This window comes from Streptomyces sp. RKND-216 (assembly GCF_004795255.1).
In the GTDB taxonomy this organism is placed as follows: Bacteria; Actinomycetota; Actinomycetes; order Streptomycetales; family Streptomycetaceae; genus Streptomyces; species Streptomyces hazeniae.
On sequence record NZ_SSBQ01000002.1, the window covers coordinates 3,275,029 to 3,294,001 of the forward strand.

Consider the following 18,973-nt stretch of genomic DNA (forward strand, 5'->3'; position numbering starts at 1 on the left):
GACTTTCCGCGCAATCCGGGCATACGTTGTAAACATACGACGTTCTCCGCGCGCAGCCCGGCTGCGGCCTCAGTTTCAGGGAGGACCCCTTGAGTCCTGAGACGATCTCCGTGGTCATCTGCGTCTACACCGAGAAGCGCTGGTCGGACATCCTCGCCGCAGTGGCCTCGGTCCGCGCACAGACCCTTCCGGCCCATCAGACGCTGCTCGTCGTCGACCACAATCCCGCACTGCTCCGGCAGCTCGCCGCCCATTACGCTCCTGCGCCGCACGGGACGGTCACCGTGCTCGCCAACGCCGGGCCCCAGGGCCTGTCCGCGGGCCGCAACACGGGGCTCGCGGCGGCCACCGGCACACTCGTCGCCTTTCTCGACGACGACGCGGTGGCCGAACGCGACTGGCTCCGGCACTTCGCCGCCGCGTTCGACGACCCGCGCGTGCGGGCGGTCGGCGGCCGGACCGTACCCGCCTGGGCGTCCGGCCAGCGGCCCGCCTGGTTCCCGTACGAGTTCGACTGGGTGGTGGGCGGTTCCTACCGGGGGCAGCCGGAGGGCCGCGCCACGGTGCGCAACGTCCTCGGCGGCAACGCCGCCTTCCGCCGGGCGGTCTTCGACCAGGTCGGCGGCTTCGCCGTCGGTATCGGACGCGACCACGGCAGCCGGCCGCTGGGGTGCGAGGAGACCGAACTGTGCATCCGGCTGCAGCACGCGCTGCCCGACGCGCTGGTCCTGCTCGACGACCGCGCCGTGATCCATCACAAGGTCCCGGCCGACCGGGAGCGCTTCCGCTACTTCGCCTCCCGCTGTCACGCGGAGGGCCTGTCGAAGGCGCTGGTCAGCCGAAGCGTGGGCGCGACGGCGGGGCTGGAGACGGAACGCCGCTACGTCACCCGCGTACTGCCCGCCGGGGTGCTGGCGGGGATGCGGGACGCGCTGCGCGGACGCCGGGGCGCCGCGGGACGCGCGGGGGCGATCCTTGCCGGCGCTGTCACCGCCGCCGCCGGGTACGTCCTCGGCGCCCTGCGGGCACGCCGGGGCGGCACCGTGTTCGCCGTACCGACCGGTCTGGGGTGCGGGCCGCCATGACCGTGACTCCGACGGCCCGCCCGGCCGTGCCGATCCTGATGTACCACGCGATAGCCGACCGCCCGGACCGGTCCGTCTACCGCCTGTCGGTGTCTCCGGCGGCCTTCGCCGAGCAGATGGAGCTGCTGACCGGCCACGGGTTCTCCCCTCTCACCACCCGGCAGCTGTCGGTCGCGTGGCGGGACACGGGCTCCCTGCCCGCCCGGCCGGTACTGATCACCTTCGACGACGGCTACGAGGGCGTGCACCGGCACGCGCTCCCCGTGCTGAGCCGGCACGGCTTCCCCGCCACGGTCTTCGTGACCACGGGCTGGCTGCGCGGGGGTGAAGCCGCGGACAGCGCCCCGTGCGGCATGCTCGACTGGCAGCAGGTGCACGAACTCTCCGACGCGGGCGTGGAGATCGGCGCCCACACCCACCGCCACCCCCCGCTGGACCAGCTTCCCGACGACCGGTTGTGGTTCGAACTGCTCCACAGCCGGCATCTCCTCGAAGAGCGACTGGGCCGCCGCCCCGTCTCCTTCGCGTATCCCTACGGCTACTCCAGCGCCCGCGTCCGGCGTGCGGTGGGGGAGGCCGGGTATACCGTCGGGCTCTCGGTGGGGAACGCGATGGCCCGGCCCACCCAGTGCCTGTACGCGCTGCGCCGCCTGACGGTGCGGCGCTCCACCTGCATCGAGGAGTTCGAGGCCCTCGTCGAAGACCGGCTGGTCGGCCCGAACTTCGTCCTCGACCGGCTGCTGACGCACGGCTTCGCGGTCGGCCGGGCGTCCCAGCGCGCAGCCCGCAAGCTGTGCCATCCCGGGCCGGGGACCGTGATCTCGTGGTGGGCCGCAGCGCCTCCGGCGGTCGGCGACGGCCCCCGGACGCGCGCCCCGGACCCGGGCCCGGACCCGACTCCGGCCCCTGCCTCGGCCCTGGCCTCGGCCCCGACGCCGGCCCCGACCGCAGCTCGCGCAGCTCTCGAACCACCCCCACGTCCCCAACCACCCCCACGTCCCCAACCACCCCCACCTCCCGAATCACCCCCACCTCCCGAAGCGGCCACCCCCTCCGAGGGGCCGGGGCCCTCCGAGCCTCCGTCGCCTCCCGCACCGCCGCCCGCCGGCGGAAAGTCCGGGAAGGCGGGCGGTGGCACCGGCACCCCGCTGTTCCGCAACGCCTACGCGCTGATGCTCAACACCGCCCTCTCCGGGGTGCTGGGGATCGCCTTCTGGGTGCTCGCCGCCCGCTACTACTCGGACAGCGCTGTGGGTCAGGGGTCGGCGCTGATCGCGGCGATGAAGTTCCTCGCCGGACTCACCGCCCTGACCCTCCCCGGCGCATTGCAGCGCTTCATCCCGGTCGCGGGCCACCGCACCCCCAGGCTGGTCCTCGGTACGTATCTGGTCAGCGCGCTGATCGTCGCGGCCGCGGCCACGATCTTCGTCATCACCCTCGGTTTCTGGGGTCCGACCTACCGCCTGGTGGACGGAGGGCTGCCCGCCCTCGCCTTCCTGGCCTCGGTGATCCTCTGGGCACTGCTGACACTGCAGGACGGCGTGCTGACCGGGCTGCGCAGCGCGGTGTGGGTGCCCGCCGGTAACACCGTCTTCCTCGTCGCCAAGATGGTGCTCGTCGTGGCACTGGCCTCGGTGTTCCCCGTCGCCGGGGTCTTCGTCTCCTGGGCCGCCGCGATCGCCCTGTCGGTCGTTCCGCTGACGTGGCTGGTCTTCCGGCGGCTCATACCCCGCCACGTCAGCGCCACCAGAAAGGCCGTGTTTCCCGCGCCCCGGCAGATCGGGCGCTTCCTGGCCGGCGACTGCACCGGATCTCTGTTCTCGCTGGCCGTGATCTACCTGCTGCCCGTCGTCGTGGCCACGCAGATCAGCTCCGAACTGAACGCCTACTTCTACCTCGCGGCGGTCATCGGCTCCTCGATCGACCTCCTCGCGATCAACATGGGCGCCTCCCTGACCGTGGAGGGGGCGCACGCCCCGTCCCGGCTCGCGGCGCTCTGCCGGGCCTCGCTCCGCAAGATGGCCCTGATCATGGTGCCGATCAGTGTGCTCACGGTGCTCTTCGCGCCGCAGATCCTGCGGGTCTTCGGTGCCGAGTACGCCGACCACGCCACGCTGCTGCTCCGGCTCATGGCGGTGGCCACCCTGACCCGGGTCCTGTTCGAGGTGTACTTCGCGGTGCTCCGTGTGCAGAACCGGACTTCCCGGGTGGCGCTGCTGCAGGGCTCGCTCTGCGTGCTGCTGCTCGGCTCGACGGTGGTCCTGCTGGGGCCCTTCGGCATCACGGGAGCGGGCTACGCGCAGCTGGCCAGCCAGACCCTCATCGCCGCCGTCGCCTGCGTCGGCCTGGCACGGGTGCTGCGCCCCCGCCCGACGCCGGCGCCTCCGGCGGGGCCCGGGTCCGGGCGTGTGTCCCTGACCAAGGCCGCGGCACCGCCGGGCACGCCCTCCGGCGCGCCACGGGCCGCCACCCGTCGCGTGCGCCGCCGTCGGTGGGCGTGGCCGGTGGCTGTCGGCTGGGCGATGCTGGGTGCGGCGCTGGCCCTGTACTGGCTGCCGCTGCGCGGGATGACCGACGCCTCGCTGGACGCGATGAACGGCCTCGGCTTGGTGTCCGTCCTGCCGCGCACCACACTGCTCGGCGCGTTCCTGCTGGTGGTCACGTTCTGCTGCGGGCTGTGGCTGCGCACGCAGCACCGCGGTCTCCTCCTGGGTGTGCTGCTCGCGACGGTGGTGTCGCTGCACGCGGTGCCGGCGGTGATCGAGGCATTCCCCCGCTTCTCCACCGCCTGGGAGCACGCCGGGTTCGTGGAGTACGTCGAGCGGACCGGCAGCGTGGCCCCCGAGATGGACGGCCGCTTCACCTGGCCCGGCTTCTTCGTCGGCGTCGCCCTGCTCACCAGGGCCGGCGGCATCTCCGACCTCACCCCCCTGATGCAGTGGTGGCCGGTCGCGATCAACCTGCTCTACCTCGTCCCGGTGTTCCTGCTGCTCCGCGCCGTGCGCGCGACCTGGCGGGCCAAGTGGTGCGCGGCCTGGGTGTTCGTGCTGTGCGGCTGGGTCGGGCAGGACTACTTCTCGCCGCAGTCGGTGGGCTTCCTCGCGTACCTGGTGTTCGTGGCGGTGCTGCTGCTCTGGTTCCGCTCCTCGCCGCCGGACGCACGGAAGGCGGGCGCCCGGGTCCCCGGTGAGGCGCGGCCGCGGCGTGCCCGGGGCACCCGGGCGGCGCTGCTGCTGGCGCTCCTCATCGGGCTGTTCGCCTTCACCACGGTCAGCCACCCGCTCACCCCGTTCATCATGCTCGCCGCGGTGACCGGGCTGGTGCTGTGGAAGCGTTCCCGGCTCCGTGGGCTTCCGCTGCTGTGCTTGGTGATCGTGGCCACGTGGACCGGGTTCTTCGTCGAGCCGTACTGGTCGGGGCACCCGCTGTTCAGCAGCTTCGGCTCGCTCGGCGGGAACATCACCTCCAGCACCTCGGGCCGCATCGAAGGCGGCAGCAGCCTGCACTCGATGGTGCTCTACTGCCGGGTGCTCCTGGCCGCGAGCGTGATGGCGCTGGCCGCGTACGGCTGGCTGCGCCGGCGCAGGCGCGGGATCAGCGACCGGGCGCTCGTCATCCTCTTCGTGATGCCGTTCATGGGCGTCTGGCTGCAGTCCTACGGCGGCGAGATCGCTCTGCGCGTCTTCATGTTCATGTTGCCCGCCGCCGCGGTCCTGGCGGGTCTGGCGTTCTTCCCACGCCTCTCGTACCGCAGGCGGCCGTGGCTGGGTCTGCTCGCCGCGCTGATGGCGGGCCTGGTCCTCATGGGCGGCTTCCTCGTCGCCCGCTGGGGCAACGAGTCCTACGAACGGGTCCGCCCCAGCGAGGTGGCGGCGATGGACCACCTGGCCCGCCACGACGCCCCGACCGCCCGTGCGCTGTGGCTCGACACCGACCCGCCCTCCGTCCTGTCGCCGAACCTCCCCTGGCGGGTGACCCAGGACATGGAGAAGACCGTCTACAAGCCGGTCGTCTCGCCGCGCGTCCCGGAGAAGGCGGGCCCTCTGGTGCAGGGGCTGGAGGACGCGGGGCCGAACTCCTACCTGGTGCTCACCCGCGGCTCCGCGAAGTACCTGGAGCTGACGGCGGGTTACCCGGAGCACTGGTACGACCGGGCGACGGCCGCGCTCGACCGGCGCCCGGACGTCACCGAGGTCGTCGACCGGCGGGACGCGTCCGTGTACCGGCTGGCCGATCCCTACAGCGAGCCGGCGGATCAGCCCCAGGTCGGCAACACCGGCCTGAACGTGACCTGGACGGTCTGGTCGGTCCTCGGCGGGGTGGTGGCCGCGGTGCTGCTGGTCCTGCTGACGACCCGGGAGTTCGTACGGGTGCTGGTGCCGGACCGGCGACGGCTGCGCGCGATGCGGGTGTCCCTGCTGGCGGCGCTGCCGCTCGTGGGCCTCCTGGCGGTGGCGATCGTCAACCGCTTCCTCACGCTGAGTTGACCCCCTCGGCGGGGCGGGCCGGCGGCGTTCACCGCTGCAGCCAGGCCACCTCGTACGGGCCGAAGTCGACGGGCTCCCCGTCCACCTCGGCCCGTAGCGCGCGGCCCGAGGTGTTGACGGCGAGCACGGTGTCGGCGTCGCCGAGGACTCGCACCCGCGCGTCGTCGGCCCAGAGCGTGGCGAATTCGGTCCCCGGCGGGAACGCGGCGGCGAAGCCGCGCAGCAGCTCCAGCATGGGCCCGGCGACCTCGTCGCCGGGCGCCGGGCCGTTCTTCCACAGGCAGCCGGTGCAGCGGCCTCCGGCCTTCTGGGGGTTCCAGTAGAAGGCGGCGGCGGGATCGCCCCGGGCGATCTCCATCATCGCGGTGGCCTGGACAGCGGTGTGCTCGTCCTCCTGCCAGCCGGCGTCCGACGTCGTGACGTACCACTCGGACCACCACAGGGGCAGGGAGCTGCGCTCGTGCAGCCAGCGGCCGACGTCGGAGAACTTCTCGGTGGCCGTGAACCGGTCCGGGCTCAGCGAGTCGTCCCGGGCCGCGCTGGAGCCGTCGACGGCCAGGAAGTCGGCGCCCGCACGGTGGGCGAGCCAGTAGTCCAGCGCGTCCACCACACGCTGGTCGAGCGAGCCCCAGGGGCCCCGCACCGCGGACGCGTGGTGCGACTGCCCCGGCGGCACGCTGTCCATGCCCAGGTAGGGCCCGCCCACCAGGTTCCGCTGGTCGACCTTCTTCACGGCCTTGTGGACGGCGTTGTAGAGGCGCGTGTAGCCCTCGTAGTCCCAGCGGCCCTCGTCCGGGTTCCAGAAGCCCTTGAGCTCGTTCCAGACGACGAAGTGCCGGACGTCCGGGTACCGTTCGGCGATCCTGGCGGACAGCGCGGCGAAGTCGTCGTAGTGCTCGGGGGACGGCGCCTCCTCGATCCGGGACCAGTCGGTCCTTCCGGCCTTGCCGCCCTTCATCCAGTCCGGTGCGCAGCACAGGGTGATGACCGGTGTGCCGCCGGTCCTGCGGATCAGGGAGATGCGGCTGTCGAGACTGTCGAAGTCGTAGTCTCCCGGCGATGGTTCCGGATTGCCCGCGCCCCAGCCCATGATCGCCTGCACCTGCGGGAGCGGCTGCACGGACAGCTCGTCGACGATCGCCTTCCGCTCCGCGGGGCCGTCGCCGTCGGCGCTGCGCTGGGTGTGGGTGAAGCCCCATCCCAGGCCCGTGTCCGTCGCGGGAGGAGCGCCGCCCCTCTCCCATCCCGCCTCGCGCGAGCCGGAGTCCGACGGCGTGCCGCAGCCCGCAAGGAGCACGGCCGTCGCCGTTGCCGTGAGCACCGCCGTGCCTCCGGTGAGGTGAGCCGCCGCCCGTCGCAGAGCGGCGCTCACCGCCTGACGGGGAGGCTCCCGGGGCGCGTCGGTCATCGCGGCGTCAGTCGTCGGCGGGGGCGGTCCGGGGGCGGGCGCCGGGGCGTTCCGCGAGCAGTGTGTGAAGCACGCGGCGTCCGTCCGAGACGGCGTGCAGGTTCGACCGCCCGCTGCGGCGGGGCAGCTCCAGGCTCGGCACCTCGGCGATGCGCAGCCCGGAACGCAGCGCGTGCACGATCATCTCGGCCTCGATCTCGAACCCCGCCGCATGCAGGTCCAGTTGTTCCAGGAAGCTGCGGCGGAAGGCGCAGAACCCGTAGCAGAGGTCGGTCAGCTTGGTGCCGTAGAGATGGTTGACGGCCCCGAGGAGCACCTGGTTGCCGAGCCGGCGGAAGCGGGTGATGTCGAGGGAGCCGCCTCCCGCCATGAAGCGGGACCCCTTGACGAAGTCGTAGCCGTTCTCGAGGAAGTGCAGGAAGTGGGGTATCTCTGCGGGGGACATGCTGCCGTCGGCGTCGATCATCACGACGTGGTCGCCGGTGGCCGCCAGGAAGCCCGTCCGCAGTGCGTTGCCCTTGCCGGGCCCGCACTGGGGGATGAAGCGGACCGCAGGGAGGCACTGCGTCGCCATGAGCACGGTGGCGTCGCTGGAGTCGCCGTCGACCAGGATGACCTCGTCGACGCAGTCGGGGATCTGCTCGAAGACCCACGGGATGTTGCGGGCCTCGTTGCGGGCCGGAACGACCACGCTGACGGTCGGCCGGGCCGGAGGGACGTCCTCCGCCCGCCGCATCGGGTGCGGTGTGTTGTCGGTGGCCCGACGTGCGGGGTGCGCGGGCGGCGCCGCGTGCGCCGACGGTGTTCCGGCCGTCGAGTGCGGTGTGGCGTTCATGGTGTTCCCGTCCCAGATCGTGTATGTTTACACCGTATATGTACTTTCTAGGGTAAATCAGACATTCAAGTCAAGCCCTTCGAGGGAGCGACGATGCCGACGCAGGCCGACGGAGGTGGCCGGGGGCGCAACGGTCCGGAGCGCCGGGCCCGGCCACGCAACCGGACCGGGCGCCTGAGCCGGGAGCGCGTGCTGGCCGTCGGGCTGGAGCTGGTCGACCGGGAAGGGCTCTCCGCGCTGAGCATGCGGAGGCTGGGGGCGGAGCTGGACGTCGAGGCCATGGCCGTCTACCGGTACGCGGAGGGGAAGGACGCGCTCCTGGACGGCCTGGTGGAAGCGCTGTACACCGAACTCCAGGAGCGGCTGGACGCCGGGACCGAGGCGGCGGGCTGGCGCACGGAGCTGCACCGCGTGTCGCGGGCGACGTACGAGGTGGCACTCGCCCACCCGCACGTCGTCCCGCTGCTGGCGACCCGCATGCTGGCGGTGCCGCTGGCACGCCGGCCCCTTCCCGTCCTCAAGCAGCAGGAGCGGGTGCTGGTGCTGCTGGACCGGGGCGGTCTCGACGAGGACGCCGCCGCCGCGGTGTTCCGGGCCTACAACGGGTGGGTGCTCGGCTACCTCTTCGTCGAGCTCCGCGCCATGGTGGACAACCCGGAGGAGACCGACCCGGCGTTCCGGCTGGGTCTGCACCGGATGCCGGTCAACGAACTGCCGCGGCTGCGGGACAGCGCGCCCGTGCTCGCCGAGCAGGGGGGCGTGGAAGGGCTGGCTGCCGGGCTCGACGCCCTGCTGGACAGGCTGGTGCCCCCACGGCCGCGCCGGTGATACGGGGGGTCGTGCACCCGGTGGCCCCGGCGGGGCCCGTGGCGCGGTCAGCCGGGGCAGGGCTCGGAGATCCTGGCCGTGGCGAGGTCGACCGCGATGTGCGTCGGGTGTGTGCCCGGGAGGGGCGTCTGGGCGCAGACCTTCCAGTGCCGGACGGAGATCTGCCGCCGGCCCTCCCCCGAGGCGTCGTGCGAGGTCGGCGTCGAGAAGCCGGCCGCCCGTGCGGCCTCTCGTGCCGCGTCGAGGTTCTGGCCGACGAGGCCGGGAAGCACCGCCGTCTCGGTGAGCGACGGGGACGGTTGCGGGCGGCCGTCACCGGCGCGGACGACGGGCGGTCCGGGCTCCGACTCCGGCACGGAGGCCTTGTGCGAGGGCTTGCCCGGGGGTGCGGGTGCCGGAACGGTGCGGGCGTCGTGTGCCACGGCGGCGGCGCCCACGAGTACCAGGACGGAGCAGAGCCCCACGCCGATCCGCTGCGGCGTGCTCGACTTCGTGGCCGGCTCGGGGTTCACGGGCACTCCGGAGGAGAGGGGGCGGGGGCCTTGCGAAGAAGTGACGCCTGGCGCGGCGCGAGGGTTGCACGCCCTGCGGGACGGGTTCAGCGGCGCGGGCCGGACCGGGTGCCGTACAGGGTGAACGCGGTGTTGACCAGCGCCACGTGGCTGAAGGCCTGCGGCGCGTTGCCGAGTTGACGTCCGCCGACCGGGTCCCACTGCTCCGACAGCAGACCGAGGTCGCTGCGGACGGACAGGACGTCCTCGAACACCGCCCGGGCCTCCGCGCGCCGGCCCGCGGCCGCGAGAGCGTCCGCGTACCAGAGCGAACAGGCGAGGAAGGCTCCCTCGCCACCGTGCAGGCCGTCCACCGCGTGCCGCGCGGAGTCGGAGACCGGCGCGTACCGGTGCAGGAAGCCGTGATGGCCCAGACGGTCGCGGATCGCGTCGACGGTGGCCAGCACCCGCCGGTCCCGCGCGGGGAGGAAACCGAGACGGGGGAGAAGCAGCGCCGTCGCGTCCACCGAGGGCGCGCCGTAGTACTGCACGAACGTGCCCTGCCCCGCGTCCCAGCCGAGGCGGCACACCTCGTCGTGGATCTCCTGCCGCATCGCCCGCCACCGGGAGGCCATCGGCCGCATTCCGGCGGCCCGGGCCATCCGCAGCGCCCGGTCCGCGGCCACCCAGGACATCACCTTGGAATGGACGAAGTGCCGCCTCGGGCCCCGGACCTCCCACGGTCCCTCGTCCGCGTCCCGCCAGTGCTTTTGCAGGTAGTCCATGAAGGACGCGAGCAGGCTCCAGGTGTGGCGTTCGATCGGCACGCCCGCCCGCAGCGCCGAGTAGAAGGTGTTCAGCACCTCGCCGTAGACGTCCAGTTGAAGCTGCTGGACCGCGTGGTTGCCGATGCGCACCGGCGCCGAGCCCTCGTAGCCGCCCAGCCAGTCCGCCGTGCCCTCCCCGATCTTGCGCTGGCCCGCGACGCCGTAGAGTGACTGCAGGTCGGCCGGGTCACCGGCCACCGCGCGGACCAGCCAGTCCTTCCAGGCGACGGCTTCGTCCCGGAATCCGCTGCGCAGCAGGCAGGACATCGTGGACGTGGAGTCGCGCAGCCAGCAGTACCGGTGGTCCCAGTTGCGCTCCCCGCCGACGTCCTCCGGGAGCGAGGTGGTCGCGGCGGCCAGCATGCCGCCGGTCGGCGCGTACGTGAGTGCCTTCAGCGTGATCACAGAGCGGACGACGGCCTCCCGCCAGGGGCCCCGGTAGCAGCACTGCTGCGACCAGGTCTCCCAGAAGCCCAGGGTGGCGGCCAGCGCGGCGCGGGTGTCGAGATCCGCGGGCGCCGGGTCGTAGGACGGGCTCCAGCTGAGGACGACGGCGCGCCGCTCGCCCGCGGAGACCGTGAAATCCATCCGCGCGCAGCCCTCCGCCACGTCCACCTCGGGCGGCGGCTCACCCGTCAGCCGCAGCGCGTCCGGGCCGGCGAACGCGGTCATCCCGGGGGCCGTCGCCACCGCGGAGGCCGCGCGCGCCTGTCGGCCCGTACCGTTGCCGGGCAGCATCCACGGCACGATGCGCCCGTGATGGAAGCGCGGCCGCAGCTCGCCGCGCATCGCGACCCGCCCGGAAACGCCCTCCACCACCCGCACCAGGTACGGGCTTCGCATCCGCGGCGGCATGAAGTCGGTCAGCTGGACGGTGCCGGAGACGGTCTCCCACACCGATTCCAGCACCAGCGTGTCACCGCGGTAGGACCTACGGTTGCAGCGCCCGGCACCTGCCGGGGCGAGCCGCCAGTGTCCGTTCTCCTGTCCGCCCAGCAGGGCGGCGAAGCAGGCCGGGGAGTCGAAACGCGGGGCGCACAGCCAGTCCACCGACCCGTCCCTGCCGACGAGGGCCGCGGTCTCCAGATCTCCGACGAGGGCGTAGTCCTCGATCCATCCGGGCACACCTGTCATTCTACGCGCGTGATCTTCGGCGGCGAGTTGACGGCGCCCGTCGCCGGAAGTACACCTGGAAGTACGGGGAGCGTTCGCCTCTGCAATCAGCAACGCTCGGGCGATTCCGTGCCGTTCTCGTCGGCGCAGTCCATCCGCGAGACGTGCGTGCCGCACCCGCTGCGACGCGCCACCGACTGGCCTGCCGCGGGGCGACGTTCGCCACCCGACGCGGGTGGTGCGAGCCCGCCCTGTGTGCGCGGGCACCCCGCCCGCCGGGCCTCGGACCGGTTCGTACGGCGCCCTCCCGCTCGCCCCGCCACCGTCCGGTCGACCGCCGCGCGAGCCCGCCGTCGCCGTGGCCGCCGTGCGCCGGGCACGGCCGCGGGCGCGGCAGGCGTACGGACGGGGCGGACCGGACCGGCCGCGTCGACGACGGCTCCACCGCCTACACCGACCTGCTGTGGCGGCGCGCGCCCGGCGAGCTGCGCGAACTGCGGGCTTGCGAGAGCCGGTTGGCGCGCGAGGCGGGCGACCTGCGCTTCGTGTTCGACGAACGCGCGCCCGACGTGCTGGACACGCTGATGCGCTGGCATTCCGCACGGTGCCGGACCGTCAGCAGGCCCGACCCCCTCGCCCGGCCGGCGGTCCGCGCGCTGGTGTCCGACCTCCACGACACCCGGGCCGGGGGCTGCTCCGGTCTGGTGTCGGCCCTGTACGCGAACGGGCGGCTGATCGCGTGCACCTTCGGGCTGCGGTCCCGGCGGGTGCTGGTGAACCGTTTCCCCGCCTACGACACGGCGTTCGCCCGGTACTCGCTGGGGCTGCTGATGTACCTGATGCCCGCCGAGGGGGCGGCGGGCCGCGGCATCGACCGCATCGAGCTGGGCCGGGGCTGCGGCGAGGGACACGAGGAGCAGGTGAAGTCGGCGGATGTGCTGCTGGGGAGGGCAGGGGGGAACGCGGCACGCGGGTCTCCGGGCTGCGCGCGAAGCACGCCGACGCGGTCCGCGCCGTGCGGGCCCGGCTGGGAGGGTGGCGATAGGGACCGTGCGGGGCGGCCCCATGCCCTCAAGGGGCGCGCCGGGCGTGCAGCAGCAGCATGCCGGTGTCGCCGTAGTCGGGAAGGCCGGCGTCCTTGGCGACGCGGGTCAGCCGCAGGTCCTCGGTGAGCGGCGCGAACACCGCGCGCACGGTGTCCGCGTCGGCCGGGAACGCCGGCCAGCGCGAGTCGGCGCCGATCCGGTAGGTCGGCATGTTCTCCATGAACGCCGCCAGCAACTGCCCGCCCGGGCACACCGCGTGGACGAAGGCGCGGCACAACGCGGCGAACTCGTCCCCGTCCTCGGTGACGCTCTCCGCGACGAAGTGCATCGACGCCAGACCGTACGCACCGGCGCGGACGGCGGCGGCGCCGCCCGGCACCAGCCGCACCCGGGACAGCGCCTCGGTCAGCGTTCCGGGCAGGGCGGGATCGAGGTCGCGGCACAGCGCGTAGAACTCCTGCCAGCTGGAGTCCTGCAGGCCCGCCAACTGCCGGGCCAGGTACGCGCGCGCTGCCGCGCCGGGTTCCAGCGCGTCGATACGACGGCTGACCGCGGCGGCCTGCATCAGCGGATACAGGTTCGGTCCGCAGCCCAGCTCCAGGGAGAGTGCGACGCTGCCCGGCGGGATGCGGCGGTACACGGCCGCGTGGTGGCGGATGACCGCCGCGTCGGCGTCATGGATCTCGCGGTAGTTCTCCGCCAGGTAGTCGCCGACCGGCCAACGGTCCCAGTCCGCCTCGGCGTTGCGCCACGGCGGTGGCACCCCGGCCGGGCGGCGGTCGCGCGCCGGGCCGTGTGCCGGGTGGGTGGTCACCGTCGCCTCCCCGTACCGCCAGCCGCCGCACGGGGACCGGTGCCCGCCCCGCCCGCGTCGTCCGCGGGACGCAGCGGGAAGCGGCGGGCAAGGTCGGTCAGCGTCGCGTTGAGTTCCTCGATCTGCTCGTCGGTGTTGCTCGCGGTGATCTGCACCCGGAAACCCACCTGGTCCCGCGGCACCAAGGGGTATGCGGCGAGCGTCACGTAGACGCCGCGGTCCCACAGGAAGCCGCTCACGTCGTCCAGGTCGGCCGCGTCCCCGAGCGGGATCTCGATGATGGGCAGTCCGTCGGTGTTCGGCGTGCCGACGTCCAGCTCCCTCAGGTGGTGCAGGACCGCCGCCGTCCGCCGGTACAGGTCGCCGCGCAGCGCGTCGCCCCGGCGGTCGTTGACGTCCATTCCGGCCAGTACGGTCGCCAGCGAGGCGGTCGGTGACGGGCCGGAGTACAGGTAGGGCGCGGCGGCGACCTTCAGGTGCTCCTTGAGCCAGGTCGGCAGGGCGAGGAACGCCAGCAGCGACGAGTACGCCTTGGAGAATCCGCCGACCAGCACGATCCCCTCGTAGCTCTCCCCGATGTGCCGGATGATGCTGTTGCCCCGGCACCCGTACGGCGAGGTTTCGTCCGGCCGGCGCTCACCGATCACGCCGAAGCCGTGCGCGTCGTCGACGTACAGGAGGGCGCCGTGCTCCCGGCAGACGCGGACGAGGGCGGCCAGGTCGGGGCAGTTGCCCGTCATGCTGTTGACGCCGTCCAGGCAGACCAGCCGGGACGAGCCGGCGGGCACGGCGTGCAGCAGGGCGTCGAGCTGGTCGGGCCGGTCGGCGTGGAAGCGCTGCACGCTCGCTCCGTGGCCGCGCGCCACCACGCACCCGTCGTAGACCGTGCGGTGCGCCTTGGCCTCCACGAACACATGGCCCTCGCCCGCGAGGACGGGAATCACCGACTGGTGGATCAGGCTGATGGTCGGCAGCACCAGGGCGTCCGGGGCGCCGAGCAGGCCGGCCAGCCGCTCCTCGATGCGCGGGTAGAGGTTCGGGTTGCCGATCAGCCGGGACCAGCTCGGGTGGGTGCCCCACCGCCTCACCTGCGGCCCGATGGCCTCGATGATCTCGGGGTCGAGGTCGAAGCCGAGGTAGTTGCAGGACGCGAAGTCGGTCAGCCAGTGGTTCCCGCAGCGGATGCGGCGTCCGTCCACCTCGTCGATCACCGCGTCGACCATGGGGCTGGAGTGCCACAGCTTCGACAGGTCGCCCCAGCGCGGGTCGCGGCGGATCGCCCACCCCTCGGGCCGCTGCTGCGTGTGCCGGGCGGTGGTGCTCGGGGCCTTCGGGCGGTGCTGCTGCGCACCGTCGAGGAGCAGCCGTTCGCCCTCCTGCGAGGTCATCGGGTGGGCGTACAGGTAGCCCTGGCCGAAGTGGCAGCCCATCGCGGCCAGCAGGTCGCGCTGGCCGCGCTCCTCGATGCCCTCGGCGACGACCTGGAGGCCGAGCACGTCCGCGATCCGCACGATGCCCTCGACGAGGGCGACCTGCTGGGCGTCGGTGGTGAGGTGGTCGATGAAGGACTTGTCGACCTTGAGCATGTCGATGGGGAAGTCCCGCAGGTAGCTGAGCGAGGAGAAGCCGGTGCCGAAGTCGTCGATGGCGATGGACACGCCGAGGTCCTTGAGCGTGGACATCGTGGTGCGGACCTGGTCGTCGCGGCGCATGAAGGCGCTCTCGGTCAGCTCCAGGATCAGCGAACGCGGCGCCAGCCCCGAGGTGTCCAGCACCTGGCGCACCTGCCCGAGGAACGCCCCGTCGCGGAACTGTCGTGCGGAGACGTTGACGTTGACGCACACCGGCTCGGCGCGGGGGCGTACCTGCTGCCAGCGGGCCACGTCCGACGCCGCCCGCGCCAGCACCCAGGCGCCCAGCGGCATGATGTGGCCGGTCTCCTCCGCCAGGGTGATGAACTCGTCCGGCGCCACCAGGCCGCGCCGCTCGTGCGGCCACCGGACCAGGGCCTCGAAGCCGGCCAGGTCGCCGGAGGAGATCTGCACGATGGGCTGGTAGCGCAGCGCGAACGCCTCCTTTGCGATGGCGCTGTCCAGCCCGGCCTGGAGTTCGTGCCGCTCCCGCAGCCTCGAGTGCAGCTCGCGGCGGTAGTGCCGCCACTGCCGCTTGCCCGCGGTCTTCGCCGCGTACAGGGCCAGGTCGGCGTGGCCGAGCAACTCCTCACTGTCCGCGCTGTCTTCGGAGGTAGCGATGCCCACGGACGCGGACGCGTTGACCGTCCCGCTGGTGAGCCGGAACGGTTGGGACAGGGCCTGCACGACCTGCCCGGCCAGCCGCTCCGTGTCCGCGGGCCGCTTGGAACCCTCGATGAGCACGGCGAACTCGTCACCGCCCAGCCGGGCCGCAGTGTCGCTGCGGCGCACCGTGGAGGTGAGCCGGCGGGCCACGGCCGTCAGCAGCTCGTCGCCCAGCGAGTGGCCCATGGTGTCGTTGACGATCTTGAAGTCGTCCAGGTCGATGAAGAGCACACCGGTGAGGGTGGCGTCCCGGCGCCCGCGCAGCAGCGCACGCTCGATGCGTTCCAGCAGCAGGACGCGGTTGGGCAGCCCGGTCAGCGGGTCGTGGAACGCGCGGTGGGTCAGCTCCCGTTCGAGCTTCCGCTGCTCGGTGACGTCGCGCAGGGTCAGGACCAGGGCGTGCACCGTGTTCTCGTGGCGCAGATTGGAGCAGCGCACCTCGACGTCGAGAGGATCCCCCTCCTCCCGCGCCACGCGCCAGTCGCCGCGGGTGTCGCCGCTGCCGCCCGCCCGGATGCGGGCCAGGCGTTCCAGCACGGCCGCCCGGTCGTCGGGGTGGAGGAGCCGGTCGAGGGGCGTTCCCGGGAGGTGGGTGGTGCCGAACATGCCGTCCGCGGAAGGGCTGGCGTAGCGCACGGTGTCGTCGTCGTTGACGATGAGGATCACGTCCGAGGTGTTGTGCACCAGGGTGCGGAAGTACGCCTCGCTGTTGCGGCGGCCGATCTCCCGGCTCAGGCCCACCCGTTCGAGGGCGAGCGCGACCTGCGAGGACAGGCTCTCCAGGGCGCCCCACAGGCCGAGGAGCCTGCGCTCGGAGCCTGCGACGAGGAGCATGCCCAGCAACGGGCGGCCGCGCGGCCCCTCGGCGGTGAGCGGGCAGAGCAGCACCTTCTCCGACTCTCCCAGGTCGGCCGCGAGGGCGGGTCCCAGCGCCTCGACGGAGACCAGGCGCTTGCCGGAGGCGAGTGCGGAGAGACGGCCCCCCGGCTCCTCGGGGTGTTCCTCGACCTGCCGTACCCAGGGGCGCCCCGCGGTGGGCATGGCCTGGAGGTTGCCTTCCGGGTCGGACACCAGCAGCAGCGTGGAGTGCCGGACTCCGCGGCCGAAGAGGGCGGTGGCGGCCACGTCCACACAGGCCGCCACCTCCCGCGGGCTGATCGCCGAGACCAGCGAGCCGGCCGCGACGCGCAGGCCGCGCTCCCGGCCGACGGCGCGCCGGTGGTCGGCCATGACGCCGCCCAGCCTCGCCAGCACCAGGAGGAACATCACGCCGGCGAACGCGGCGAGCACCGCGGCATCCAGGGGGCGGCCGGCGCCGGCCTCGTACGCCAGCATCCCCGGGGCGACCAGGCAGGCCGCGCCCAGCAGTGCGAGGCGGCGGCGGGGGATGCCGGGGGCGGGGGGCGGCATGGGTTCGGTCAGTTCGACCATGGACGGGTGCAGCGCGGCCAGGCCCCAGGCGAGGAAGAAGACCACCCAGCCCAGGTCCATGGGCGAGCCGACCTGCCAGGTGCCCTGGAGCTGCAGGTAGCCGTACAGCACGTCGGAGACCAGCAGGCCCAGTGAGCCCAGCACCAGCAGTTGCACCGCCCGGGACCGGGCGCCGCCGGGCACGAGCAGCCGCAGCAGCAGCGCGAGGACCAGCACGTCGCCCAGCGGGTAGGCGATGGAGATCATTTTGTCGAGGAAGGGTGTGTCCTCGGCGCTGGCGAGAGGGTCGATGAGGAAGCGCCAGGAGAAAAGCGCGAGGGCGAGCGTGAGGATCAGCGCGTCGAGGAGGTTGGCCAGGTCCCGCCCCGGCCTGCGGTACCGGGTGAACGCGTACAGCCCGACGGCGTACAGGGGGTAGGTGAGCAGGTAGAAGACGTCGGCGGGGGAAGGGAACGGGTTGGGCTGGTTGAAGAGGTTCTCCAGCAGGTTGTAGGTGGTGTCGCCCGCGGTGAAGGCGAGCGAGGCGGCCGCCAGGATCGCCCACGGCCAGGCGGGGGCGGGCCGGTTGCGGCGGACGCCGACCAGCATCGCGGCGACCCCGAGCAAGCCGATGGCGGCCCACAGGCTGGTGTGGCGGGCGGGGAAGAGCAGGTAGGCGACCGTGAGCGGGACGGCCAGCACGACGAGACCGGCCATGAGTGCGCCCGTCCGCGGTGTTCCGATCAAGGAAGCCGCCCCCTTGGAAGTGAACCCTCTTCCGATGCTAGGACCGGCCGCAGGCGCCTGCATGTCGGCGTCTGAGGGGGTGTCGGCCCAGGCGGTAGACTGAGGCGGCAGACGTACCCCCCGAGCCCGGCGCCGCGTCGGCAGGGCTTCGTGCAGGACCAGAGCCCGGCGTGCGGGCCTGGTCCTTCTTGACGTCCTGTCGTCCGCTTTCCGCCCGTCTTCCGCATGACGAGGAGCCGCTTCCGTGACGAATCTCGCGCTCGGGCCGAGCTGGCTGGATCCGGACTACCTGATCCAGACCTTCGGACTGATCGGCATCCTCGTCATCGTCTTCGCCGAATCGGGGCTCTTCTTCGGCTTCTTCCTGCCGGGCGACTCGCTGCTGTTCACCACCGGCCTGCTGGTGGCGACGGGCCAGTACCTGCACTACCCGCTGTGGCTGGTGTGCAGCCTGATCGTGATCGCCGCGGTCCTCGGTGACCAGGTCGGTTACCTCTTCGGCCGCAAGGTCGGTCCGGCGCTCTTCAAACGCCCGGACTCGCGGTTCTTCAAACAGGAGAACGTCGAGAAGGCCCACGATTTCTTCGAGAAGTACGGTCCCAAGTCGCTGGTGCTGGCCCGCTTCGTGCCGATCGTGCGGACCTTCACGCCGATCGTGGCGGGCGTGAGCCGGATGAACTACCGCTCGTTCGTCACCTTCAACGTTCTCGGCGGTGTCCTGTGGGGCGCGGGCGTCACACTGCTCGGGGCCGCGCTGGGCCAGGTCGACTTCGTGCACCAGCACATCGAGGCGATCCTGATCGGCATCGTGCTGCTGTCGGTGCTGCCGATCGTGATCGAGTACCTGCGGGCCCGGCGCTCCTCCGGGAAGAGCCGGGGTCCGGGGGACGGCGACCAGGGCGGCGGCGGAAACGGCGGCGGCTCCGGGCAGAGCCACGACGCCGGACGCAGGGCCGCCCGGCGGGCCGCCCGGCCGCGCCGCCGCGGCCGGCACGCCCTGCGCTGAGCTTCCGTCGCTGCGGGGGCCGCGGTGAGTCCCCGGGGTCGCGCGGTCGCCGCGGGGTCTACCCCCAGTCGCGCCCGGAGCGCCCGCGCTTGAGGTCGCCGCGCTGCTTCTTCTGCCGCAGCCGCCGCTCGTTGACGCCGCGCGGTATCCGTTTCTTCCGCCGCGGTCGCGGCGGCGGCGCGGTGGCCTCGGCGAGCAGCGCGGCCATCCGTACGGCGGCCGTCTCGCGGTTCCGCCACTGCGAGCGGTGCTCGCTCGCCCGTACGACCAGGACACCGGCCACCAGGCGGCCCGCCAACTGCTCCAGGGCGCGCCGCTTCCACACCTGGGGCAGCGCCTCGGTGGCGGCGAGGTCGAAACGCAGTTCGACGCTGCTGTCACTGGTGTTGACGTGCTGCCCGCCCGGCCCCGAGGACCTGCTGAAACGCCAGCGGAGCTCGGACTCCGGGAGCGGGACGGAGCCGCGGATGACATGGGGACCGGACATGCGTCCCATCGTCGCGCGTCCGGCCGTCCGCCGTCACGGCGTTTTCGCACCGTGTGGGAACCCGGGCCCGGCCCGGTGGCGTTGTGGGGGGT

At 72.9% G+C, this 18,973-nt stretch carries 11 protein-coding genes; 4 read left to right on the top strand and 7 right to left on the bottom strand.

The annotated features are described in order from the left end of the window. Positions 1–89 precede the first annotated feature (89 nt). Both E4198_RS14740 and E4198_RS14750 read left to right on the top strand, forming a co-directional pair. Positions 90–1,085 (top strand): glycosyltransferase family 2 protein, encoded by a 996-nt coding sequence (locus E4198_RS14740; RefSeq protein ID WP_136183553.1) that lies wholly within the window; start codon positions 90–92, stop codon positions 1,083–1,085. Next, the gene (locus E4198_RS14750; protein ID WP_247597692.1) at positions 1,082–5,572 is read left to right on the top strand and encodes a polysaccharide deacetylase family protein; all 4,491 of its coding nucleotides are present in this window, start codon (positions 1,082–1,084) and stop codon (positions 5,570–5,572) included. The genes E4198_RS14740 and E4198_RS14750 overlap by 4 nt, the downstream gene beginning before the upstream one ends. 28 nt (positions 5,573–5,600) lie before the next feature. Here the strand turns inward: E4198_RS14750 and E4198_RS14755 are convergent, their stop codons facing one another. Further along, positions 5,601–6,980 (bottom strand): xylan 1,4-beta-xylosidase, encoded by a 1,380-nt coding sequence (locus tag E4198_RS14755; RefSeq protein ID WP_136183554.1) that lies wholly within the window; start codon positions 6,978–6,980, stop codon positions 5,601–5,603. 7 nt (positions 6,981–6,987) lie between these two features. Next, positions 6,988–7,815, bottom strand: coding sequence for a glycosyltransferase family 2 protein (locus E4198_RS14760; protein ID WP_136183555.1), 828 nt, complete (start codon positions 7,813–7,815; stop codon positions 6,988–6,990). 93 nt (positions 7,816–7,908) lie between these two features. On the opposite strand from E4198_RS14760, the gene E4198_RS14765 reads away from it, so the two are divergent. Beyond that, a complete protein-coding gene (locus tag E4198_RS14765; protein ID WP_027765695.1) occupies positions 7,909–8,643 on the top strand; it encodes a TetR/AcrR family transcriptional regulator in 735 nt (244 codons plus the stop codon). A gap of 47 nt (positions 8,644–8,690) precedes the next feature. Here E4198_RS14765 and E4198_RS14770 read toward each other — a convergent pair whose 3' ends face one another. The 4 genes from E4198_RS14770 to E4198_RS14790 form a co-directional block, all read right to left on the bottom strand. Continuing rightward, entirely contained in the window at positions 8,691–9,155 is a 465-nt protein-coding gene (locus E4198_RS14770; RefSeq protein WP_136183556.1) for a hypothetical protein, read from the bottom strand. Positions 9,156–9,241: 86 nt separating this feature from the next. Beyond that, positions 9,242–11,086 carry a glycoside hydrolase family 15 protein gene (locus E4198_RS14775; protein ID WP_136183557.1) on the bottom strand — a complete coding sequence of 615 codons (1,845 nt, stop codon included), beginning with the start codon at positions 11,084–11,086 and terminating at the stop codon, positions 9,242–9,244. 1,059 nt (positions 11,087–12,145) lie between these two features. Then, the gene (locus E4198_RS14785) at positions 12,146–12,934 is read right to left on the bottom strand and encodes a class I SAM-dependent methyltransferase (RefSeq protein WP_348771303.1); all 789 of its coding nucleotides are present in this window, start codon (positions 12,932–12,934) and stop codon (positions 12,146–12,148) included. Then, complete coding sequence (locus E4198_RS14790; RefSeq protein WP_348771304.1) at positions 12,931–17,388, bottom strand: aminotransferase class I/II-fold pyridoxal phosphate-dependent enzyme; 4,458 nt, start codon at positions 17,386–17,388, stop codon at positions 12,931–12,933. Before E4198_RS14790 ends, E4198_RS14785 begins: the two co-directional genes overlap by 4 nt. A gap of 244 nt (positions 17,389–17,632) precedes the next feature. Here E4198_RS14790 and E4198_RS14795 point away from each other — a divergent pair, with 244 nt between their 5' ends. Then, positions 17,633–18,394, top strand: a complete 762-nt coding sequence (locus E4198_RS14795) for a VTT domain-containing protein (RefSeq protein ID WP_136183558.1) — start codon at positions 17,633–17,635, stop codon at positions 18,392–18,394. Between the two features lie 58 nt (positions 18,395–18,452). Here E4198_RS14795 and arfB read toward each other — a convergent pair whose 3' ends face one another. After that, positions 18,453–18,881, bottom strand: a complete 429-nt coding sequence (arfB, locus tag E4198_RS14800; protein ID WP_136183559.1) for an alternative ribosome rescue aminoacyl-tRNA hydrolase ArfB — start codon at positions 18,879–18,881, stop codon at positions 18,453–18,455. Between the last annotated feature and the right edge of the window lie 92 nt (positions 18,882–18,973).